19 protein-coding genes are annotated in these 21,433 nt (G+C 69.0%); 10 read left to right on the top strand and 9 right to left on the bottom strand.

Features of this window, described 5'->3' with window-relative positions; genetic code table 11:
• The first annotated feature begins 78 nt into the window (after positions 1-78).
• The 5 genes from OXS27_RS03670 (at position 79) to OXS27_RS03650 (ending at position 5,071) form a co-directional block, all read left to right on the top strand.
• A complete protein-coding gene (locus tag OXS27_RS03670) occupies positions 79-447 on the top strand; it encodes a BrnT family toxin (RefSeq protein WP_267354331.1) in 369 nt (122 codons plus the stop codon).
• Positions 434-664 (top strand): BrnA antitoxin family protein, encoded by a 231-nt coding sequence (locus tag OXS27_RS03665; RefSeq protein WP_267354330.1) that lies wholly within the window; start codon positions 434-436, stop codon positions 662-664. Before OXS27_RS03670 ends, OXS27_RS03665 begins: the two co-directional genes overlap by 14 nt.
• An 87-nt stretch (positions 665-751) precedes the next feature.
• Positions 752-2,212, top strand: coding sequence for a HAMP domain-containing sensor histidine kinase (locus OXS27_RS03660; protein ID WP_267354329.1), 1,461 nt, complete (start codon positions 752-754; stop codon positions 2,210-2,212).
• Positions 2,197-3,600 carry a sigma-54 dependent transcriptional regulator gene (locus OXS27_RS03655; RefSeq protein ID WP_267354328.1) on the top strand — a complete coding sequence of 468 codons (1,404 nt, stop codon included), beginning with the start codon at positions 2,197-2,199 and terminating at the stop codon, positions 3,598-3,600. The genes OXS27_RS03660 and OXS27_RS03655 overlap by 16 nt, the downstream gene beginning before the upstream one ends.
• Positions 3,601-3,745: 145 nt before the next feature.
• Positions 3,746-5,071 carry an MFS transporter gene (locus OXS27_RS03650; protein ID WP_267354327.1) on the top strand — a complete coding sequence of 442 codons (1,326 nt, stop codon included), beginning with the start codon at positions 3,746-3,748 and terminating at the stop codon, positions 5,069-5,071.
• Between the two features lie 260 nt (positions 5,072-5,331).
• Here the strand turns inward: OXS27_RS03650 and OXS27_RS03645 are convergent, their stop codons facing one another.
• Positions 5,332-5,544 (bottom strand): hypothetical protein, encoded by a 213-nt coding sequence (locus tag OXS27_RS03645; RefSeq protein WP_243918032.1) that lies wholly within the window; start codon positions 5,542-5,544, stop codon positions 5,332-5,334.
• A 171-nt stretch (positions 5,545-5,715) separates the two neighbouring features.
• On the opposite strand from OXS27_RS03645, the gene OXS27_RS03640 reads away from it, so the two are divergent.
• From OXS27_RS03640 to eda, 3 genes are all read left to right on the top strand, one after another.
• Entirely contained in the window at positions 5,716-6,837 is a 1,122-nt protein-coding gene (locus tag OXS27_RS03640) for an asparaginase (RefSeq protein ID WP_243918034.1), read from the top strand.
• A 387-nt stretch (positions 6,838-7,224) separates the two neighbouring features.
• The gene (edd, locus tag OXS27_RS03635) at positions 7,225-9,051 is read left to right on the top strand and encodes a phosphogluconate dehydratase (RefSeq protein ID WP_267354326.1); all 1,827 of its coding nucleotides are present in this window, start codon (positions 7,225-7,227) and stop codon (positions 9,049-9,051) included.
• A gap of 23 nt (positions 9,052-9,074) precedes the next feature.
• Complete coding sequence (gene eda / locus OXS27_RS03630) at positions 9,075-9,704, top strand: bifunctional 4-hydroxy-2-oxoglutarate aldolase/2-dehydro-3-deoxy-phosphogluconate aldolase (protein ID WP_267354325.1); 630 nt, start codon at positions 9,075-9,077, stop codon at positions 9,702-9,704.
• A 131-nt stretch (positions 9,705-9,835) separates the two neighbouring features.
• Here eda and OXS27_RS03625 read toward each other — a convergent pair whose 3' ends face one another.
• Positions 9,836-11,947 (bottom strand): ABC transporter ATP-binding protein/permease, encoded by a 2,112-nt coding sequence (locus OXS27_RS03625; RefSeq protein ID WP_267354324.1) that lies wholly within the window; start codon positions 11,945-11,947, stop codon positions 9,836-9,838.
• Between the two features lie 148 nt (positions 11,948-12,095).
• Positions 12,096-12,413 (bottom strand): hypothetical protein, encoded by a 318-nt coding sequence (locus tag OXS27_RS03620; RefSeq protein ID WP_243918041.1) that lies wholly within the window; start codon positions 12,411-12,413, stop codon positions 12,096-12,098.
• Between the two features lie 289 nt (positions 12,414-12,702).
• Between OXS27_RS03620 and OXS27_RS03615 the strand changes: the two genes are divergently transcribed.
• Both OXS27_RS03615 and OXS27_RS03610 read left to right on the top strand, forming a co-directional pair.
• On the top strand, positions 12,703-13,335 hold the full coding sequence (locus OXS27_RS03615; RefSeq protein WP_243918043.1) for a 2OG-Fe(II) oxygenase: 633 nt from the start codon (positions 12,703-12,705) through the stop codon (positions 13,333-13,335).
• Positions 13,336-13,355: 20 nt separating this feature from the next.
• On the top strand, positions 13,356-14,000 hold the full coding sequence (locus tag OXS27_RS03610) for a peptidase inhibitor family I36 protein (protein ID WP_267354323.1): 645 nt from the start codon (positions 13,356-13,358) through the stop codon (positions 13,998-14,000).
• Positions 14,001-14,028: 28 nt separating this feature from the next.
• Here OXS27_RS03610 and lpxB read toward each other — a convergent pair whose 3' ends face one another.
• From lpxB to bamA, 6 genes are all read right to left on the bottom strand, one after another.
• A complete protein-coding gene (lpxB, locus tag OXS27_RS03605) occupies positions 14,029-15,192 on the bottom strand; it encodes a lipid-A-disaccharide synthase (protein WP_243918047.1) in 1,164 nt (387 codons plus the stop codon).
• Positions 15,189-16,055, bottom strand: coding sequence for a UDP-2,3-diacylglucosamine diphosphatase LpxI (gene lpxI, locus OXS27_RS03600; RefSeq protein ID WP_267354322.1), 867 nt, complete (start codon positions 16,053-16,055; stop codon positions 15,189-15,191). Before lpxI ends, lpxB begins: the two co-directional genes overlap by 4 nt.
• A gap of 12 nt (positions 16,056-16,067) precedes the next feature.
• Complete coding sequence (gene lpxA / locus OXS27_RS03595) at positions 16,068-16,886, bottom strand: acyl-ACP--UDP-N-acetylglucosamine O-acyltransferase (protein ID WP_267354321.1); 819 nt, start codon at positions 16,884-16,886, stop codon at positions 16,068-16,070.
• Positions 16,883-17,359, bottom strand: a complete 477-nt coding sequence (gene fabZ, locus OXS27_RS03590) for a 3-hydroxyacyl-ACP dehydratase FabZ (RefSeq protein WP_243918053.1) — start codon at positions 17,357-17,359, stop codon at positions 16,883-16,885. Before fabZ ends, lpxA begins: the two co-directional genes overlap by 4 nt.
• Before the next feature lie 156 nt (positions 17,360-17,515).
• On the bottom strand, positions 17,516-18,574 hold the full coding sequence (gene lpxD / locus OXS27_RS03585; RefSeq protein ID WP_267354320.1) for a UDP-3-O-(3-hydroxymyristoyl)glucosamine N-acyltransferase: 1,059 nt from the start codon (positions 18,572-18,574) through the stop codon (positions 17,516-17,518).
• Positions 18,575-18,626: 52 nt separating this feature from the next.
• Entirely contained in the window at positions 18,627-21,197 is a 2,571-nt protein-coding gene (bamA, locus tag OXS27_RS03580) for an outer membrane protein assembly factor BamA (protein WP_267354319.1), read from the bottom strand.
• Positions 21,198-21,433: the final 236 nt, after the last annotated feature.

Genomic DNA, 21,433 nt, shown 5'->3' with positions numbered 1-21,433 from the left:
GCGATGCTCTGGACCTCTAGCCTTGTATTATCGCTCCTTGGGCCGGGCGCCGGCATTTGCGAACGATACTCTCGGTGCATGCTGCGAGGCGCACGCTTGCACCGGGTCGCGACCGCCCTGACGGAGCAGATTCCGTTGTTGGCAACCAATTTTTTGGGTGTACGAAAATTCGTGGATATCGAGTTCGACCCAGTCACGGACCGTGCCAACGTCATCAAGCACGGCATATCCCTGCTGGCGGCGGAGGAGTTCGATTGGGATACGGCGTTGGAGCGTGAAGACGATCGCTTCGATGATGGAGAGGTCCGGTTCGTCGCCCTCGGCCTGATCCGGGATCGTCTGCACGTGCTGATTTTCACTGAAGGCTCCCAGGCGGATGTGATCCGGCCCATCAGCTTGGGTCTGGCGGAGAAGCACGAGGTGAGGTTCTACCATGGCCACGTTTGATCCCGAGCGTCACGACGATAATCCGCCGCTGGACGCGGCCTTCATGGCCGGGATGGTGCCGGCCCGGCGCGGGCGGCCGAAAGGGGAATCGCCGAAGGTGGCGGTCAAAATCCGCCTGGATGCCAAGACTGTGGAATCCCTGCGCGGAAGTGGCCCCGGGTGGCAGACCCGCGTGAATGCGCTGCTCGGTAAGCTGGTGGCGACCGGTCAGATCTAGACTATTCTCTGCCGGGGCCGATACCGGTTCGGCGCAAGAGAGCGCGGCAAGGCGGGGACTCGAAGCCGTGTTCGACCGAGCGCCGCCGTGACGGCCTACAGCTTGCGCGCCCGGCTCCTCGCCCTGTGGATCCTGCTCCTCGCCTCGGCGATCGCGACCGCCTACCTGATGTTCGGCGTCTACGCCCAATCGACCGGCGTCCAGGTGGCCCGGGCGGACATCACCGTCGGACGGGCCTGCCGCGAGATCATCGATCGGTACGCCGCCCGGGTCGGCCTGCGGGGCGACATCGCCGAGTCCGACCTCGCCGGCGTGGTCGAAGCCGCGCTTGCCGGCACACCGGGGATCGAGGGCGGGATCTGGAGCGCCCAGGACGGGTCGATCGCCTACGCCTATCCGACCTACGAGGGGAGCGGTCCGAAGACCGATCTCCCGGTCGCCGAGCGCCACACGATCGCCACCCTGAACGCCCAGGCCCTGCGCGTCGGCCATGCCGTGTCGCTGAACCGGCCGAGCCGCACACAGGTGCTGCTGCTCCAGGCCTGCCCCCTGCGTGGACCGGAGCCCGGGCTGACGGCCTGGGCCATGGGACGCGCCCACGTCAACGACGGCCCGACCTACACGCGCTTCCTCGCCGGGCTCGGGTTCCTGACCGCCACGGTCCTGGGCTCGGCGGCCTTTCTCGGTTGGTTCCTCTATGGATTCTCCGACCGGATCGCCCGGCTCGAGGCCGCCCTTTCGGCGCCGCGACCGGACGGCGAAGACCTGCCGCGCCTCGATCACACCGGCGAGCGGGAGTTCGACCGCCTGGTCGAGGCCCTCAACGCGGCGGGCGGACGGCTGCGGGACGCGCGCGGCCGGGTCGTGGCCGCCGAGCGCTTGGCCGCCGTCGGCCGGCTCGCGGCAAGCATCGCCCACGAGATCCGCAACCCGATCGCCGCGATGCGGCTGAAGGCCGAAAACGCCCTGGTCAGCGGCGATCCGGACCGGGCGACAGCGGCCCTACGCACGGTGCTCGGCCAGATCGCGCGCGTCGACACGCTGCTGCGCGACCTCCTCAACCTGACGCAGGCGCGCCCGCTCAACCGGGCGCCGACCGCGGTGGCGCCGCTGCTCGTGGAGTGCGCCGGCCTGCACGAGGATCTCGCGAGCGCACGCGCCGTGCGGATCGTGATCGCGGCGACCGGACTGCCCGAGGGGGACCATCCGCATATCGACCGTGCCCAGATCGCGCGCGCCCTCGACAACCTGCTCCTGAACGCCCTCCAGAACACGCCGCCCGGTGGTCGAGTCGACCTCGGCGCCGAACGGGCCGCGGTCGATGGCGCCCTCCGCCTGCGGCTGCGGGTCAGCGATACCGGCCCCGGCATCGATCCGACGATCCGCGACAACCTGTTCGAGCCCTTCGCCACGGGTCGCGCGGACGGGACCGGCCTCGGGCTCGCGATCGTGCGCGAGATCGCGCTGGCCCATCGCGGCGAGGTCAGGCTGGACGAGAACGCGTCGGAGACCACCTTCCTGCTGGATCTGCCATGGCAACCATCCTGATCGTCGACGACGACCCGGCCCTGCGCGAGGGGCTCGCCGAGACCGTGGCCGACCTCGGACACAGGCCGCTACCGGCGGCGTCCGGCTCGGAGGCGCTGGCACGGCTGCAGGCGGGCCCGGTGGATGCTGTGCTCCTCGACCTGCGCATGCCCGGCGACCTCGACGGCATGTCGGTGCTGGAGCGGATCTGCGCGCTGCCGGACCGGCCGCCCGTGACTGTGCTGACGGCGTTCGCCAGCCCGGCCAACACCATCGAGGCGATGCGCCTGGGCGCGCATGACCACCTGACCAAGCCGATCGGCCGCGCCGACCTCGCGTCCGTCCTCGACGCGATGCTCAAGACGGTCCGGCCGGCGGGCGCCGTCCCGGATGCCGCGGCTGGCCATCCGGGCCTCGTCGGCTCCAGCGAAGGCATGCGGCGGGTCCAGAAAACGATCGGCCTCGTGGCCGACACCGCCTCGACAGTGCTGATCCAGGGCGAGACCGGCACCGGCAAGGAAGAGGTTGCGCGGGCGCTCCACGCCTTCTCCCGGCGGCGGGCGCGCCCCTTCGTCCCGGTGAACTGCGCGGCGATCCCGGGGGATCAGCTGGAGAGCGAGCTGTTCGGGCATGTCCGGGGGGCGTTCGGCGGGGCGACCGGGGACCGGGCCGGCGCCTTCCACCTGGCCGAGGGTGGCACGCTGTTCCTCGATGAAATCGGCGACATGCCGGCCGCCATGCAGGCCAAGATCCTGCGGGTCATTCAGGACTGCGTGGTGACGCCGCTGGGCGGCCGCTCGGCGCGGGTCGATGTCCGCCTCCTGGCCGCCACCCATCGCGACCTCCCGGCGCTCGTCGCCGAGGGCCGGTTCCGCGCCGATCTCTACTACCGCCTCAACGTGGTGCCGCTCGCCCTGCCGCCCCTGCGCGAGCGCCTCGCGGACATCGTGCCGCTGGCCGAGCATTTCCTCGCCCGTTCGAGCAAGCGCCTCGACCGGGGCGCCGCCTCCCGCCTGCTGGCCCACGACTGGCCGGGCAACGTCCGAGAGCTGCGCAACGTCGTCGAGCGCGCGGCGGTGCTGGTCCGCGGCGGCGTGATCGCGGCCGCGGACCTTGACTTGCCATCAGACCGGCCCGAACGGCGGAACGGAGATTCTCCGCCGGCCGATTGGCTGTCCGGCGATCTGCCGAGCGCCGTCGCCCGCCTCGAGCGGGCGATGATCGTGGCCGCCCTGCGCGAGACAGACGGCAACCGGGCGGGCGCCGCCCGCCGGCTGGGGATCCAGCGCCAGCTCCTCTACGCCAAGATCGAGCGTTACGGCCTCGGCGCACCGGGCCTCGATCTGTCGGCGGATCCGACATGCGATGTCGGGAATCCTGACGCTTCCAGCAGCCTCGGCCCCGAATAACCCGTTCATCCCGAAGGCAATCGTCCGCGATGCGGTCACGATCACCTTTGTGACGGAACCGAACATCCGCGCGGGCGTCGAGCACCGCGAGCGATGGGCTGTCCGGATCCCGGCGGGCCCTTTGGTGTGATCAGGGCGGATCGGGATGAGCAGAATCGGGACGAGCGCGACGTGCGCCGACGCGGAGACCCGCGCCGCCTCGACCAAGGCCCTGCGCGGCCTTGATGCGCTCAACTTCTTTCTGGCCGACGTGCGCGACGGGCTCGGCCCCTACCTCGCCATCTACCTGATCGCCGTGCGCGGACCGGACCAGGGCTGGAACGAGGCGACCACCGGTCTCGTCATGACCTTCGCGGGTATCCTCGGCCTCGTGGCGCAGACGCCCGCGGGCGCCTTCATCGACGCAACCAACCACAAGCGCGCCGTGGTGATCGGCGGCGCCATTGCGGTGACGGCGAGCTGCCTGGTCCTGCCGTTCATCTCCAACTTCTACGTGGTGACGGCGACCCAATCGATCGCGCATGTCGCCGGCACGATCTTCCCGCCGGCTCTGGCCGCCATCACCCTCGGCCTCGTCGGCCCGAAGATGTTCGCCAAGCGGATCGGCCGCAATGAGGGCTTCAACCATGCCGGCAACGCGGTCTCGGCCGCGGTGGCGGGGGGGCTGGCTTACTTCTTCGGGCCGATCGTCGTGTTTTGGCTCATGGGCATCCTGGCCGCCTGTTCGATCGGCGCCATGCTGATGGTGCCGGCCGACGCCATCGACGACGATCTCGCCCGGGGCATGACCGAGGAAGAGGAAGCCGCGCAGGAAAAACCCTCCGGCCTCGCCACCCTGCTCCAGAACAAGGCCCTGCTCCTGTTCGCGGTGCTGTGCGCGATCTTCCACCTCTCCAACGCCGCCATGCTGACCTCGGTCGGCCAGCTTCTGACGCACCTGTCGGGCAAGGATCACGCGACCTCGCTGATCGCCATCTGCATCGTGGCGGCGCAATGCGTGATGGTGCCGGTGGCGATCTTCGTCGGCGCCAAGGCCGACGTGATCGGCCGCAAGCCGATCTTCCTGGCGGCCTTCGGGGTGCTGGCCCTGCGCGGCGTACTCTATACCCTATCGGACAACCCGTTCTGGCTGGTGGGCGTCCAGCTCCTCGACGGGATCGGCGCGGGCATCTTCGGCGCGCTGTTCCCGATCGTGGTGTCCGATCTGACCCGGGGCGGCGGTCGCTTCAACACCGCCCAGGGGGCCGTTGCCACCGCTCAGGGCATCGGCGCCTCGCTCAGCGCCACGCTGGCCGGCGTGATCATCGTGTCGGCCGGTTATTCCACGGCCTTCCTGGCGCTCGCCGCCATCGCGGCCCTGGGCTTCGTGCTGTACCTCGCGCTGATGCCCGAGACCCGCGACGCGGTCGCCGCCGGCAACGAGCCCGAGAGCGGCGGCACGCTCCCGCCGGTCGTTCCCGCGAACGCCTGAGCGGCTGCTTCTCAGGACGACCCCCCGACTCGCTCACACGATGTTGGCTCTGCACCGCCGCTTTCCCGGGCACATGCAGCGCCAAGGAATGCGGCCTGGGAATCAACGAAAGACTGCGCGAAGCGTCGATCCGGATCGATCGGAGCCGCTTGCGCGACGCTATGCGTGCTGGTTTCCGGATCAGATCCCGCTGTGACTCCGCCCGTCCGGCAAAGGACGGCGCATCCCGAAACCGGTTAGCGCCCTACCCGCCCCGTGCGTCACGAAGCGACAGCGAGGTCCGGTGCAACCGCGAACGCCTGGGTCGCTTCCGGCGGCGCCTTGCGCGAGATGTAGTAGATGTCGACGGCGCGCCAGAAGGCACCCTGCTCCTCTTCTGAGCGACGGGAGAGAGAGCCTTGGAGGATTGCCATCGCGGCTCGGGCGGGCTCGCTCCGCTCCAGTTCGTCGAGCAGGCCGGCGAGATGCTGCATGGGGCGAACCTCCGTTCGGAGAGCGACGAGTTCTAACGCTCGAGCTTGCGTAACGATCCAGGCCGGCGTGATCCGCGACGGCCCGCACGATCCTTGCCTGACGAGGCTGCGCGGCTACCATCGCCGCGTCGAGTCCGACTCGTCATCGTTTCAGAGCTAGAGGATCACCGCATGTTTTCCTGCCGAAGCGGCGCGGCCCATTCCCTGCGCGGAGCGGTCTTCGCGCTGGCCCTGGCCAGCCTGTGCGGGGCGAGCCCGCTGAGCGCGCGCGAGATGCCCGAGTCCGGGACGGCCGCCGCGACCCGGAAGCCGAACGTCGTGATCCTCGCCACCGGCGGCACCATCGCGGGCGCCGGCGCGGATGCCGCAAACAGCGCGACCTATACCGCCGCCAAGGTGCCGGTCGACAAGCTGATCGCGGCCGTGCCGCAGATCAGCACCGTCGCCAATGTCCGCGGCGAGCAGGTCTTCCAGATTGCCTCCGAGAGCTTCACGGATGCTCAGCTCGTCCAGCTCGGCAAGCGCGTCTCGCAGCTCCTCAAGCAGGACGACGTCGACGGCGTGGTCGTCACCCACGGCACCGACACCCTGGAAGAGACGGCCTTTTTCCTCGATCTGGTCGTGAAGAGCGACAAGCCGATCGTGGTCGTCGGCTCGATGCGGCCGGGCACGGCGATCTCGGCCGACGGCGCCCTCAACCTCCTCGACGCCGTGACCGTGGCGGGCAGCAAGGAGGCGATCGGCAAGGGCGTCACCGTGACGATGAACGACACCATCCAGTCCGGCCGCGATGTCACCAAGCGGACCAATGTCGTGCCCAGCGCCTTCTTCAGCCAGTGGGGGCCGCTCGGCATGGTCATCGAGGGCAAGACATACTTCTTCCGCTCGCTCTCAAAGCGGCACAATTCCAGCTCCGAGTTCGACATCGACCAGATCGACAGCCTGCCGCTGGTCGGCATCGTCTACGGTTCGGGCAACATGATTCCGGGTGTCTACGACGCGGAGGTCCAGGCGGGCGCGAAGGCGATCGTCAATGCCGGCACCGGCAACGGCTCGGTGGCAGGCTACCTCGTCGACAAGCTCAAGGACATCCGCTCCAAAGGCACGCTCATCATCCGCTCGTCGCGCGTGCCGGACGGGCTCGTGCTGCGCAACGCCGAGCAGCCGGACGACACGTACGACTGGGTGGTCGCCAACGACCTGAACCCCGCCAAGGCCAAGATCCTGGCGGCCGTGGCGCTCACCAAGACGAGCGACACGAAGGAGCTGCAGCGGATCTTCTGGGAATATTGAGGCTCTTCAAGGTGAAGAGCCCCTGCTGAAAAGGCGGAGGCTCCGCGAGTTCCCTCCCCCCACTGCGGGGGAGGGTGGGCCCTGCGTCAGCAGGGGTCGGGTCGGGACGAAGTCCCGCGAGGGGGGAACCCGGCTTCCGGAAGCAGCGAGACCTTCAAGACGAGTTGGACCAATCCTGCACCGTCGCTCCCCTCTTGCGGGACTTCGCCCCGACCCGCCCCCCTTCGGGGGCCATCCTCCCCCGCAGTGGGGGGAGGGAGAGCACTTGGCCGCTGGGTTACATCCCACGGCACACAGCTTAAGTACCGGCAACCGACGCGGCCGTGGCGCCGAGTCCGAATCACAGCCTCGACCCCGCCCGTCGGCCCCGAGCCTGGAGAAACCAGCATGACCGAGCTCCATCCCGAGGTCGCGGCGGTCACCGAGCGCGTCGTCACGCGCTCCCGCGAGACCCGACGCGCCTATCTCGACCTGATCGCCCGCGAGCGCGAGGCGGGCGTCCGGCGCGGCAAGCTCGCCTGCGGCAACCTGGCCCACGGCTTCGCGGCGGCTGGCGAGGACAAGGCGGCGATCCGCGACGAGCGGACCACGATGAACATCGGCATCGTCACCGCCTACAACGACATGCTCTCGGCCCATCAGCCGTACGGGCGCTACCCGGAGCAGATCAAGCTGTTCGCCCGCGAGCGCGGCGCGACCGCTCAGGTGGCAGGTGGCACCCCGGCCATGTGTGATGGGGTTACGCAGGGCCAGAGCGGCATGGAACTGTCGCTGTTCTCCCGGGATGCGATCGCGCTCTCGACCGCGGTCGCGCTCAGCCACGGGATGTTCGACGGGGCGGCGCTGCTCGGCATCTGCGACAAGATCGTCCCGGGCCTGCTGATCGGCGCCCTGCGCTTCGGCCACCTGCCGACGATCCTGATCCCGGCCGGGCCGATGCCTTCGGGGCTGGCCAACAAGGAGAAGCAGCGGATCCGCCAGCTCTACGCCGAGGGCAAGGTCGGCCGCGCGGAACTGCTCGAATCCGAGTCCGCCTCCTATCATTCGGCCGGCACTTGCACGTTCTACGGTACGGCGAACTCGAACCAGATGATGATGGACATGATGGGCCTGCACATGCCGGGCGCCTCGTTCATCAATCCCGGCACCAAGCTCCGGCAGGCTGTGACCCGGGCGGCGATCCACCGGCTCGCCGAGATCGGCGGCGGCGGCAACGACTATCGGCCGCTCGGCCTCTGCGTCGACGAGAAGGCGATCGTGAATGCCGCGGTCGGTCTGCTCGCCACGGGCGGCTCGACCAACCACGCCATCCACCTGCCGGCCATCGCGCGTGCGGCCGGCATCGTGATCGACTGGGAGGATATCGACCGGCTGTCCAACGCCGTGCCGCTGATCGCGCGCGTCTATCCGAATGGCGCGGGCGACGTGAACCACTTCCACGCGGCCGGCGGCATGAGCTTCGTGATGGCCGCGCTGCTCGATGCCGGACTGCTGCACGACGACATTCTCACCGTGGCGGGCCAGTCTTTGCGCGACCACGCCCGCGACCCGAAGCTCGACGGCGAGGAACTGGTCTTCGAGGATGCCGTGTCGGAGAGCCTGGACGATGCCATGCTCCGGCGGCCCGCCACGCCGTTCCAGCCGGATGGCGGCATGCGGCTGGTGAAGGGCAATCTCGGCCGGGCGACGTTCAAGACCAGCGCCGTCGAGGAACAGCGCCGGACCATCGAGGCCCCGGCCCGGGTCTTCTCCGACCAGGACGCGGTGTTGAAGGCGTTCAAGGCCGGCGAGCTGGAGCGGGACGTCGTGGTGGTGGTCCGGTTCCAGGGCCCGAAGGCCAACGGCATGCCGGAATTGCACAAGCTCACCCCGCCGCTCGGTGTGCTGCAGGACCGTGGCCACAAGGTCGCCCTGGTGACGGACGGCCGGATGTCCGGCGCCTCCGGAAAAGTCCCGGCCGCCATCCACCTCAGTCCCGAGGCGCTCGGCGGCGGACCGATCGGCCGGATCCGCGACGGCGACATCGTCCGGCTCAGCGCCGCCGACGGTCTGCTCGAAGTTCTGGTGGACGAAGCCGAGTTCGCCGCCCGTTCCCAAGCCGAAGCACCGCCGCCCAGTCAGGGCACCGGGCGCGAGTTGTTTGCGTTCATGCGCCATGGGGCCGATACGGCGGAGCGCGGTGCCTCCGCGATGCTCGCCGCCGCCGGCCTCTGAATTCAGCACAGGAGTTGCCGACCATGAACGATCTGACCAGCATCGACGCGCTGATGCGCTCAGTGCCCGTCATTCCGGTCCTGGTGATCGACGATGTCGCCCAGGCTCGGCCCATCGCCGAGGCCTTGGTGAAGGGCGGGCTGACCGCCCTGGAGGTCACCCTGCGCACGCCGGCCGCACTCGACGTCATCCGGGAAATGACCCGGGTCGAAGGCGCAGTCGTGGGCGCCGGGACAGTGCTCAACCCCCGCGATCTGGAGAACACACTGGCGGCGGGGGCCGAGTTCATCGTCTCGCCCGGGCTCACGGAGCCGCTGACCGACGCCGCCAAGGCCAATGGCGTGCCCTACCTGCCGGGCGTCGCCACCGCGGCCGACATCATGCGCGGGCTGGATCACGGGCTTGACCGGTTCAAGTTCTTCCCGGCCGAGGCCGCGGGCGGCATCAAGGCGCTGAAGTCCCACGCGGCGGTGTTCGGTGCGGTGCGGTTCTGCCCGACGGGCGGAATCACCGAGGCGACAGCGCCGGATTGGCTGGCGATCCCGTCGGTGCTCTGCGTCGGCGGCAGCTGGGTGGTGAAGCCCGGTACGCCGGATCCGGCGGCGATCGAGCAGGCGGCCCGGGCAGCCGTGCGGTTGCGCAAGGCGGCGTAAGAGCACCACGTCCTGAGCATCTCGAAGGGACCCTCCAGGAAGCTCTGCGATCCCGGAAGCTCTCCTTCGAGTCCCGCCGACGCGGTCACCTCAGGATGAGGTCGCGGGCTGGAGAGGCGTACGTCTGCCAGCTACTCCGCCGGCAGCGGCCGCCTCTGCTCACGCGGAGTGAACACCCCACCCTCCGGCTCGAGCGTGATGCGCCGGTCGTGGAAAGCCTCCAGCGTCGATCGGTGACCGATCGACACGATCGTGGTGCCGGGCAGCCGCTCGCGCAGCATCCGGTAGAGTGCCGCCTCGGAGGGCTCATCGAGGGAGGCGGTTGCCTCGTCGAGGAACAGCCAAGCCGGCTTGGCCAGCACCACCCGCGCGATGGCGAGCCGCTGCTGCTCGCCCCCTGACAGGCGCCGCTCCCAGGTATCGACCTCGTCCAGGCGGTCGGCGAGGTGCGGCAGCTGGGCGGCGACCAGGGCCTCCTTGATGGCGTCGTCGAAGAACTGATCGATGGTGTTCGGGTAGACCACGGCGCCGCGCAGGGTACCGAGCGGGATGTAGGGCCGCTGCGGCAGCAGCAGCGCCGACTGCCCCGCCGGCACGTCGATCCGGCCCTTCCCAAACGGCCAGATCCCGGCAATCGCGCGGAACAGCGTCGACTTGCCCGAGCCGGACGGCCCGGTGACCAGGGTCGCGCTGCCCCGCGGCAGCGTCAGCGCGTCGGCGGTCACGATCTGGCGTCCGTCCGGCAGGGCGAGCACCAGCCCGCGCGCGGTCACGTCGCCGGTCGTGTCGTTGCCCTGGACGAGCCCGTAGCCGGCATTCTCCAGCGCCTCGGCCTTGGTCATGGCCCGGCGGAAGGAACCGAGACGGTTGGTGTTGGCCTTGTAGGCGGCGAGTGTCGTGTAGGAATCCACGAAGAACGAGAGCGAACTCTGGACCTGCCCGAAGGCCTGCGAGGTCTGCTGGAGGGCGCCCAGCGTGATCTTCTTGGCGAAGAAGGACGGCGCTGCCAGCACCATCGGAAAGATCACGCTCGCCTGCCGGTAGCTGAACGTGAAGGCGATGAGCTTGATGCGGCGGAAGATGATGCCGACGTAATTGTCGATGACGCTGTGGAACAGTGTCGAGAGCCGCGAAGCCTCAGCGCGCTCGCCGCGCAAAAGCGCGATCTGCTCGGAATAAATCCGGTTCCGGGCCAGCGCGAAGCGGAAATTCGCCTCGACCTGCTCCTGCCGGAAGTCGAGCCCGATCAGCGGCCGGCCGATCAGGTGGGTCAGCCACGTGCCCACCACCGCGTAGCCGATCACCAGCCAGACCAGGAAGCCCGGGATGACCGTGTCGGTGAACGGCACCACGAAGTCGCGCGACAGGGTCCAGAGAATCACCATGAACGAGACGAGCTGCGCCGCCTGGCTGAGCAGGCGGATCGACAGCGTGGTGGTCTGCACGATGAAGCTGTTGACGTCCGCCTGGATACGCTGATCCGGGTTATCCGCCTCCTCGTCGGTGAACGGGATCCGGTAATGGGTGCCGTTGCCGAGCCAGCGCTCGTAGAGGCTGTGAGTCAGCCACGTGCGCCAGCGGATCAGCAGCGAGGAATCCACGAACAGGTCGAACATGCCGATGGCGATGTTCAAAGTGGCCAGCGGCACGAACACCCAGAGCAGCTGGTACCAGAAGGCGTTCGCGTCGTACTCCTGCAGGGAGTTGTAGATGTCACGGTAGAAGAAATTGAACCGCAGCGTCAGCGCCACGTCGGCGAAGTTCACGAAGATCGAGAGCGCCACAAGGTTGCGGCCGATTCGGCCTTCGGTGGTCCCGAACCAGCGGAACAGGCCGATCTCCTTGGTCGGCTTATCGCGGTTGGCGAAGTACGGGTCTGCGATGTTGGTGATCGCCTGGATCGGCTCGAGATAGGAGATGCCAAGCACAATGGCGGCGAACACCACCGCGCCGGTGGCGGCGAAGGCCGGCGGCAGGAGTGCGGCGATCACGGGCGGCAACAGACCCATCGCGGCGGCCGTCTTCGTACCGGCGAGCAACAGGTAGCCGACGCCGTAGACCGAAACGAACACCTTCAGGTAGGCCGAGATGGTGTTGGACGCGATCAGGATGCCGGCAAGCACGAAGCCCGCGAGGGAGACGTAAAGCGGCGGGCTCGGGATGCCCGGCAGGGCCAGCAGGATCAGCGCGGCGATGGCCGTGAGCACGGCTTGGATCCCGAGCCCGGTCCTGAGTGCTGCCACGCGTCTCTCCCGCCCCACCGCGCCTGAAAGAGGCGCAACCCGGCGGCCTTGGCCCCGGTCGATGGCGAGATAGTGGCCTTTGCCGCACGCTGTCGCGTGAAATTATCGTCACGTTCGCGGGATGCGGCGATTTACGCCGATCGCGCGCCTACCAGTTCCACTCCTCGAAGCCGGGCTCGCGGCACCGATAGCCGATCGGGCATTGCGGATTGTCGCGGGTTGGCGCGAAGCGCAACTCGGCGATCTCAGAGCCGCTGCACTGGGCGGGGCCGCTGACGAAACGCTCCGGCGCCGACCCGGCCGCGATCACGACATCCCGCTCGCCTTTGACCAGCGCCATCGCCTCGGCGCAAGTCATCCGGGCCGTTATCGAGCCGCGTGGCGCCCGGGTTTGCGCAAGCGCCTCCGCCCCGGGCGTGACCGCGACGAGGTGTATACACAGCAGGGCGAAGGCCAGCGGCCTCATCAGACACGGGTCCAGCATGCGCCCAGGACGACTATCCGCGGGCATCAAACTTATCCTGCACGGGCACGCGGCCCGAGACTGTCACCGGAATGCGCCACCGGACGGCTTTCGCCGTCGGACCGCCGCAATCGACAGATTATGAGATTCTCGGACCGCCGCGACGGGTTGCACCATGACGGCCGAGGCCCGACGGGGGCCGAACAGGAGCATCCCTCCGCCCGGACCTCCGGCACGTGCCATCCGCGCCCGGCGTGTCGGCCGATTCGCCCTGGACCCAAGGGATCCCTCGATGTCCGCCCTCTCGATCCTCGACATCTCGGCGGTGCGCGCCGCGCCCCTCTCCCGGGAGCCCTACGCCTTTACGCTGGGCAACAACGTCCTGAATCCCGAGGCGATTGACGAGATCCGCCGCGACTTCCCCGATATTTCCAAGCCCGGCTATCTCACCGTCGACGAAGTCGCCCTCAAGGGGCGCTTCAAGGCGCTGATCGACGAACTAGAGAGCGACGAATTCTCGAAGATCCTCGGCGAGAAGTTCGGCATTGATCTCGTCTCTTGCCCGCGGCTCACCACCATCATGCGGAAGAGCCAGCCAAAATATGGCTCGATCCACACCGACGGGCCGTCGAAGGTCTTGACGCTCCTCGTCTACATGAACGACGCCTGGGAGGCCCCGGCCGCCGGCCGCCTGCGGGTGCTCTACGACGGGAAGAACTACGAGCCCTTCGCGGTGGAGGTGCCGCCGACCATGGGGACGATGTTCGCGTTCCTGCGCGCCGACAATTCCTGGCATGGGCACGAGCCGTTCGAGGGCGAGCGGCGGGTCGTCCAGGTCGCGTGGCTCAAGGACGCCTCGGAGTTGGAGCGCAAGCGCAAGCGTAACCGCACGGCCCAGTTCCTGAAGGGGATTTTCGGTCGCTGAACCGACGACGGAGGGGGACGATGGGAGCGGTGGTGCTGTCGGATCCGGGCGACGAAACCCGTTCCGGGCCCAGGCGTCGCTACGTCTTGCCGGCCCTGCTGATCGCCGGTTGGGTCGGGCTGTTCGCCTATAGTGCCGCCTACCTGACGGAAGACCTGCCGTTCCGGCCCCAACGATCCGAGGCGCCATCCGCGGAGACAGCCGCCGGGCCGCGGGCCGTATCGAGCCGCCTCGCGATGTTCGATCAGACGGAAGCCGGATCGCAGCGCAGGACCGGCGAGACGGCGGCAGCCCCGACGGCAGCTTCTGCGGTACGTCAGGCCGCCCGGCCAATGCAGCCAAGCCCCCTCCCCCGACCGGTGCCGACGGCGCCCGATTATGTCGGGCTCTGGGGGCCGAGCCCGGCGGCGTGCGGGCACCCTTCGCGGCGGCGGGGCTACATCCCGGCGACGATCACGCCGGATCAGGCCCGCGCCGGTCGCACCCTCTGCACCTTCCGTGAGATGCATCGATCCGGAAGCACCTGGGTGACCGCAGCCGAATGCAGCGACCGCGGGCGGCACTGGTCGTCGCAGGTCCGACTGACGGTGGACGAGGATCACCTGACATGGTCGAGCAGCCGCGGGACCGTGTTGTACACGCGCTGCAACCGGCGCAGCGGGTAGCGAGCCAAAGCTCGGACCGATCCCGGGCCTAACCGGACAGCCGCCCCGCAGCCTGCAGGACGATCCGGGCGGCGGCGCGGCTCGGCGTATCCCCATCCGTGAGCCGCATCCGCGCGTCGATCCGCGCGAGCGCCGTGCATTGCGCCGCGCGGGCGCGTCCACCCGCCAGCAGGGGCGCCAGGGCTTCGGCGAGGCGCGCAGGCGTGCAATCGGCCTGGACGAATTCCGGCATGACGTTCTCGGCGAGGATCAGGTTCGGCAACACGATGCTGGGCACCTGGATGAGCCGGCGAGCGATGACCTCCTCGGCGCGCGAGACCTTGTAGGCGACCACCATCGGAACGCCCGCCAGCGCGAGTTCCAGCGTGACCGTACCCGAGGCCGCAAGCGCCGCCCGGGCACCGCGGAAGACGGCGTATTTCGGCCCCTCGCCGGTGACGATCCGGACCGGGACCGGCCAAGCCGCCGCGAGACGCTCGATGAGGGCGCGGTGGCGTGTCACCGCCGGCAGGACCGCCTCGACCGGAACGGTGCGGCTTACGCGCTCCAGCGCCTGACCGAAGACCGGCATCAGCCGCTCGATCTCGGACCGGCGCGATCCCGGCAGGATTGCGAGGCTGTAGGGCGCCGTCTCACGGCGCAGGGTCTCGGCGCCGGACGGGCGCAACTCGGCCAAGCGCTCGATCAGCGGATGCCCGACATAGGTGCAGGGCGGCCCCCCGAGGCGCCGATGCGCGTCGGGCTCGAAGGGCAGCAGCGCCAGAACGTGGTCGATGAACGGGCGCATGCCCTTTGCGCGCCACGGTCGCCAGGCCCAGACGCTCGGCGAGACGTAGTCGATGATCGGGATGCCGGGGGCGGCCTTGCGCACCCGCTTCGCCACCGCATGGGTGAAGCCGGGGCTGTCGATGATGACCAGCACATCCGGCCGCGCGCGCCTTGCGGCCTCGGCGGTCTCGCGGATGCGCCGCAGCAGCGTGCGGGCACGGGCGAGCACCGGCAGGTAGCCCATCACCGCAACGTCATCGAGGGGGAACAGGGACGCGAACCCCGCCTCCGCCATCGACTCGCCGCCGACGCCACCGAAGGTCACGTCGGGTGCCGACTCGCGCAGCGCCCGCATCAGCTTGGCGCCGAGCTGGTCGCCGGAATCCTCGCCCGCCACGAGCCAGACGCTGCGAGGTCGGGTCATCGCGACGCGCTTCCATAGCCGACGACGAACAGGCCGAGGTGGTCGGCCTCCGCGGCGGTGGCGGCGCGGTCGATCACCAGGGTTCCGCCGGCTTCGAGGGCGAGGCCGACACAGCCGGCGCGGGCGGCGTTGCGCACCGTGCGCGGGCCGATCGCCGGCAGGTCGATGCGCCAATCCTGTCCGACCTTGGGCGCCTTGACCAGAACGGTCGCGGGGAGCGCCCGTCCCCAGCCGAACGGCCGGCGCCCCAGGGCACGCGCCCGGGCGAGCATCCGGTCGGTCCCCTCCGGTCCCTCGACGGCGAGCGCCCGATCGCCGGCGACAACCACGGCCTGCCCGAGGTCGAACGGCGAGAGCGCCGCCAGCACGCCACGCCCCGCGGCGATCGAGGCCGCAGCCATCGCATCCGGCTGCCGGCGTCCGATCGGCCCCTCCGGGCAGAGGAGATCCGGCGCGGCCTCGTGGACGCCGAGGATGCGATGCCCCTCCTCCTCGACCAGTGCGAGCGCGGCGCGTAGGAGGCGGTCATCGCCCCCGCCCGCCATGGCCCGCAGGGTCTCGCGGTTGCGCAGGGCCGCGCCGGCATTGAGGATCGCGGCCGGGCTCGGACGCGACACGCCCCCGACCGGCACCACGATGGCCGGCCCCCAGCGGCGCAGCAGCTTCAGGGTGGCGGCGAGGTCGAGGAGGTCGACCGTGGCATCGGCGCTGGCACGCAGCTTCTGCCCCGTGAAGCCGCGCAGGGCGATCACCCGGAACGGCCGCCGCGCCCGGCGCAGGGAGTCGGCGACGAGCTCCGGCAGCCGCCCGGCCCCAGCGATCAGCACGAGGGAGCCCTCGGGGACAGGATCGGCCTTCGCCATGGCTGGGACCGATCAGGCGGCGCCGATTGGGGTCGGGACCTCGCGCGGCGTGCAGATCGAGCGCTTGCCGCCGACCCGGATGAAGTCGAGGATCTCGCGGACCGCGTCGTGGGACTCGAAGGTCGCGGCCACGTCCTCGACTCGCTCCATCAACGTCCCCTCGGGGGCGAAGAGCAGCCGATAGGCCCGCCGCAGGGCGTGGATGTCCTCCCGGGCGAAGCCGCGGCGCTGCAGGCCGATGATGTTGAGGCCCGACAGGTAGGCGCGGTTGCCCAGCACCATCCCGTAGGGAATGCAGTCGTTCTCCAGCCCCGAGAGGCCGCCCACGAAGGCATGTGCCCCGACCCGGGCGAATTGGATCACGGCGGCGCCGCCCCCGAGGATCGCGTAATCGCCCACCACGCAATGGCCGGCCAGCATGACGTTGTTGGAGAAGATCACGTGCGACCCCACCCGGCAATCGTGCCCGACATGGGAATTCGCCAGGAAGGTGCAGTGATCGCCGACCACGGTCTCCAGCCCACCGCCGCTGGTGCCGGGATTCATGGTGACGCCCTCGCGGATCAGGCAGTCGGCGCCGATCGTGAGGGTGGATGGCTCGCCGCGATACTTCAGATCCTGCGGCGGATGTCCGATCGACGCGAAGGGGAAGATCCGGGTGCGGGCGCCGATCGTGGTGCGTCCGGCCAGGACGACGTGGCTGACCAGCTCGCAATCAGCTCCGAGGACGACCTCCGGCCCGACATGGCAGAACGGGCCGATCCGTGCCCCGTCGCCGATCCGGGCGCCGGGCTCAATCACCGCGCTCGCGTGGATGACGGGCGCGCTCACTCCATCACCAGCATGGCGCTGATCTCGGCCTCTGCGACCAGCGTGCCGTCGACCCGGGCCTCGCCGCGGAACCACCACATGGTCCGGCGCTGGTTCAACTTCTTCATATGGAAGCGCACCTGATCGCCAGGTGTGACGGGCTTGCGGAACTTGCATTTGTCGATGGTCATGAAGAACACCTGCTTGGTGCTCCGCCCATCCGCCCTGATGTGGCGACAGCAGATCGCCCCCGCCGTCTGAGCCATGCCCTCGATCAGGAGCACGCCCGGGAAGACCGGCATGCCCGGGAAGTGACCCATGAATTGCGGCTCGTTGGCCGTGACGTTCTTGATGCCGATGCAGGATTCGTCGCGATCGATCTCGACGATCCGGTCCACCAAGAGGAACGGGTAACGGTGCGGCAGCAACTCCAGCAGCGTCTGTATATCGGCTGTGCCCAGCTCGCCGCCGGTCTCGCGCGCCGCCTCACTCATCGGATCCCGCACCTCGACTTGCCGCCCGCGGCGGCCTGACATCCTGCCGCCCTCAGCGGAGGGAGCGCCCTCTTCGGCAGAAATCGCCGGGAGCGCAAGACCTTCCGGCGGAGCGGATCGATCCGGAGCCCCGGTAGATCAGACGATTGGCCCGTCTCAGGCCTCGTCGTCCGCCTGCGCCTTGCCCGAGCGCTCGGCCAAGCGGGCCAGGGTCGTGAGTTCGCGGAACCAGGCTCGGACCGGCTTAGCGGGCGTGCCGCCCCAGCGGCTGCCCGGCGGCACGTCGCGGTTGACGTTGGAGGAGCCGGCGATCTGCGCACCGCGTCCGATGCGCAGATGCCCGACGACGCCGACCTGCCCGCCGAGGACGACGTAATCCTCCAACGTGGTCGAGCCCGAGATACCGACACCCGATACGATCACGCAGTGGCGCCCGATCACCACGTTGTGGGCGATCTGCACGAGGTTATCGATCTTGGTCCCCTCCCCGATCACCGTGTCGCGCGAGGCGCCCCGGTCGACCGTGGTGTTGGCACCGATCTCCACGTCGTCCTGGACGATCACGCGGCCGATCTGCGGCACCTTGAGATGGGTGACGCCCATGGCGAAGCCGAACCCGTCCTGGCCGAGCCGTACGCCCGGATGAAGGATCACGCGGTTTCCCAGGAGGGCGTGGCTCAGGGTTGTGCCGGCGCCGATGGCGCAATCGCGCCCGATGCGCACGCCGGGCCCGACCACGGTGTTCGGGCCGATCACCGTACCGCTGCCAACCTCCGCGCCGGGGCCGATGACGGCGCCCGGATCCACCGTGACGTCCTCTTCGAGACGAGCCTCGGGATGGATATGGGCCCCGGGCGCGACGCCACGAGCGCCGAACTGCGAGCCGGGGCGCAGGGCATCCGGATGCAGCCGTCCGAGCAGAGTGGCGTAGGCGCGATAGGGGTCCCGGCTGACGAGGGCGACCGTGCCGGATGGGCAGCGGGCCGCGAAGCGCGGCGAGACGAGGCAAGCTCCGGCCCGCGTGGCCGCGAAGGCGTCGCCGTAGCGGGCATTGTCCATGTAGGCGAGGTGCGAGGGCCCGGCGCTTTCGAGGGGCGCGGCCCCGGCAAGCCGAAGGTCCGGATCGGCGCCCTCGGGCAGGCTGGCGCCAGCGACCGTCGCGATCTCCGCGAGGGTCAGGTCCGCCGCAGCGGCGAAGAAGATGGGATCTGACATGCTGGACAACGCGCCGGTCGGGGTAATCCGACCGGCGCGCCTGGAATTTTGATCAGAAGCGCGAACCGCCGGAGAAGCGGAAGGCCTGGGTCTGATCCTTACCGACATGGCCGTACTTGCCGAGGATCGGCACGAAGACCGGGATGCCCTCATCCTTGGTCAGCGCGTAGGCGTAGTCGAAGCGGATCGGGCCGAGCGGCGAGTTCCACAGGATGGAGGCACCGACCGAGGAGCGGATCGTGGCGCTGTCGCGGACGTTCACACATTCCGGCTCGACGCCGATCTTGTAGGCGTTGAAGTTGCAGCGCCCGGTCGCCGGATCCGTACCGTTGATGAAGCTGTCGCCGTTCACGTCGAAGGCGCGCTTGCTGCTGTAGCCGAACAGCGTACCGGCATCGGCGAAGAGCGCACCCTTCAGGCCCAGGTCGCGCGGCACGCCTGGCAGCGGGAACTGAACTTCGAGGGTACCGCCGATGTAGGTCGAGCCACCGATCGCGTTCGAGCGGGCGTCGGCGATTCCGACGTCGCGCGGGCCGATGCCGTTCGGAGCGAAGCCGCGGACCAGCGACGGGCCGAGGAAGAACTCGTCGGTCACCCGCAGCGGGTCGTTGTTGAGGGAGCTGATATGGCCGCCCTGGAAGCGGACGAAGCCGATCACGTCCTCGTAGAGCTCCTTGTAGTAGCGCGCGTCGGCGGTGACCCGGAAGAACTTCGAGTCTCCGCCCAGGCCCGCCACGTCGGGCTTCAGCTCGGCGTAGAGGCCGTTATGGGGCGCACCGATCACGTCCAGCGTCGAGTAGGCGAGCGTCAGGCCGGCCAGCGAGGTCAGCGTGTTGCCCTGCGAGCCCTTGATGGCGATCGAGGCTTCACCGTCATAGGCACAGTTCGGATAGACCGCCTGACCACCGATGTTGCGACCCGTATTCGGGTCGATCGTGCCCGCCCCGTAGGTGGCGGTGTAGCCCGGGATCGGCACCGAGCAGTCGTTGTACGGCCGCTTGAGGGTGTTCGGCACCTTCAGCTCGGTGTTGTACAGCGAGTAGCGCAGCGTGATGCCGAACTCCTCGGTGATCGGCAGGCCGAGGCGCAGCTGGCCGCCATACACCGTGGTCTCGTAGCGCGAGTACCGGGTCAGGTCGGAGTACTTGTAGAAGGCGTCGAAGCCGGCGGCGAGCCGGTAGCCGAGGAAGTACGGCTCGGTGAACGAGAAATCGACACCGCGCGAGTACTGGCCGCCGGTGCCGGCGAGGCGGACATACTGGCCGCGGCCGAGGAAGTTCGACTCGGAGACCGAGACCTCGCCGATGATGCCGTCCTGGGTGGAGTAGCCGCCGGCCACCGAGAACGAACCCGTGGGCTGATCCTCGACATCGATGTTGATCACCACGCGGTCGGGCGCGGAGCCCGGCTCGTTCGAGAAGCGGACCTTCTTGAAGAAGCCCAGGCCGTTCAGGCGCCGCTCGGCGCGGTCGGTGAGCACGCGGTTGTAGGCATCGCCCTCGGCGATATCGAGCTCGCGTCGGATGACGTAGTCGCGGGTGCGGGTGTTGCCGCGGATGTTGATGCGCTCGACGTAGACGTGCGGGCCGTCCTCGACCACGAAGCCCAGGGAGACCTGATGGCTGCCGGGATCACGCTGACCGGTCGGGCGGACCTGCGCGAACGGGTAGCCCGCGCGGTTCACTTCGCGGGTGACGTTGTTCAGCGTCTTCTCGACGTCGTCGGCGTTGTAGACATCGCCCACCGTCGTCGCGACACCGGTGTTGAGCTGGGCCGTGTCGAGGCCGGGCAGGCGGGAATCCACCTGCACCGCGCCGACCTTGTACTGCTCGCCCTCGTTCACCGTGACGGTGATGACGTAGCCCGACGTCTCGCCCTCGACATAGCGCGCGTCGGCGCTGACCACCTGGAAATCGGCATAGCCGTTCTTCAGGTAGTAGCGGCGCACCTGGTCCAGGTCGTTGGTGATGCGGTCGGGATCGTAGACGTCGGAGGTCTTGATGAACGACAGGAAGTTCATCTCCGAGGAGCTCATCAGCCCCTTCAGCGTCCGCTCCGAATAGGCATTGTTGCCGACGAAGTTGATCGAGACGATGCCGGTCTTATCGCCCTCGTCGATCTGGTAGATCACGTCGACGCGGCCGTTCGGCAGGTCGACGGTGCGGTAGGTCACCTTGGCGGTGCCCCGGCCGAAGCGCTTGTAGACGTCGCGGATGCGGGCGAGGTCGGCGTTGATGATCGCCTCGGTGTAGGGCCCGCGGGCCTTCGCCTCGACCACCCCTTCCAGGGTCGCCTTCTCGATCTTCTTGTTGCCCTCGAACACCACCCGGTTGATCAGGTTGTTCTCGCGGACGGTTACCACCGTGCGGCCGCCCGACTGGGCGACCTTCACGTCCGAGAACATGCCGCTTGCGAGCAGGTTACGGCGGGCTTCCTCGGCGGAGCCTGACGCCGTTCCGGTCACGTAGGACCGGACCGTGTCGGCATCGACGCGCTGGTTGCCCTGGACGACGATCTGCTGCGCCTGAGCGGCCCCGGTCAGGACGACGCTCAGGCCCGCAGTGACTAGGACGATGGTTCTCCGCACCGACTTACGTCGGGGCTTCCCCGTCAACGACATCATGCAATCGCCCGTTTCTGTTCTGGTCGCGGGGGTTAGCCCGTCTTAGGCGACCGTTGATCGGTCGTCCCGTCACCTGGTCCAAGCGTGGCTTCGGTCCAAGCGTAGCTCTTAGCGGGATTCCACTGCCAAGCAAACGCGCGGGAGGCCATCGTCAGGGGATTTTGGGGGGTCGTGGCCTTCGCGCCACTTAACGATGCGGCCGCGCCTCGGGCAAACCGGCGATCGTGGTGAATGGC

The sequence above is a fragment of the Methylobacterium sp. GC_Met_3 genome (genome assembly GCF_026540775.1).
Lineage (GTDB): Bacteria > Pseudomonadota > Alphaproteobacteria > Rhizobiales > Beijerinckiaceae > Methylobacterium.
The sequence above is the reverse complement of the archived record's forward strand: the minus strand, read 5'-3'. Positions and strand labels throughout refer to the sequence as shown.

Coding starts and splice junctions, on each gene's coding strand:
- lpxD (WP_267354320.1), bottom strand. CDS start 18,574: ATGTCAGATCCCATCTTCTTCGCCGCTGCGGCGGACCTGACCCTCGCG.
- lpxB (WP_243918047.1), bottom strand. CDS start 15,192: ATGACCCGACCTCGCAGCGTCTGGCTCGTGGCGGGCGAGGATTCCGGC.
- OXS27_RS03670 (WP_267354331.1), top strand. CDS start 79: ATGCTGCGAGGCGCACGCTTGCACCGGGTCGCGACCGCCCTGACGGAG.
- eda (WP_267354325.1), top strand. CDS start 9,075: ATGAACGATCTGACCAGCATCGACGCGCTGATGCGCTCAGTGCCCGTC.
- OXS27_RS03645 (WP_243918032.1), bottom strand. CDS start 5,544: ATGCAGCATCTCGCCGGCCTGCTCGACGAACTGGAGCGGAGCGAGCCC.
- OXS27_RS03610 (WP_267354323.1), top strand. CDS start 13,356: ATGGGAGCGGTGGTGCTGTCGGATCCGGGCGACGAAACCCGTTCCGGG.
- OXS27_RS03665 (WP_267354330.1), top strand. CDS start 434: ATGGCCACGTTTGATCCCGAGCGTCACGACGATAATCCGCCGCTGGAC.
- OXS27_RS03650 (WP_267354327.1), top strand. CDS start 3,746: ATGAGCAGAATCGGGACGAGCGCGACGTGCGCCGACGCGGAGACCCGC.
- fabZ (WP_243918053.1), bottom strand. CDS start 17,359: ATGAGTGAGGCGGCGCGCGAGACCGGCGGCGAGCTGGGCACAGCCGAT.
- OXS27_RS03620 (WP_243918041.1), bottom strand. CDS start 12,413: ATGAGGCCGCTGGCCTTCGCCCTGCTGTGTATACACCTCGTCGCGGTC.
- lpxI (WP_267354322.1), bottom strand. CDS start 16,055: ATGGCGAAGGCCGATCCTGTCCCCGAGGGCTCCCTCGTGCTGATCGCT.
- bamA (WP_267354319.1), bottom strand. CDS start 21,197: ATGATGTCGTTGACGGGGAAGCCCCGACGTAAGTCGGTGCGGAGAACC.
- edd (WP_267354326.1), top strand. CDS start 7,225: ATGACCGAGCTCCATCCCGAGGTCGCGGCGGTCACCGAGCGCGTCGTC.
- OXS27_RS03615 (WP_243918043.1), top strand. CDS start 12,703: ATGTCCGCCCTCTCGATCCTCGACATCTCGGCGGTGCGCGCCGCGCCC.
- OXS27_RS03640 (WP_243918034.1), top strand. CDS start 5,716: ATGTTTTCCTGCCGAAGCGGCGCGGCCCATTCCCTGCGCGGAGCGGTC.
- OXS27_RS03655 (WP_267354328.1), top strand. CDS start 2,197: ATGGCAACCATCCTGATCGTCGACGACGACCCGGCCCTGCGCGAGGGG.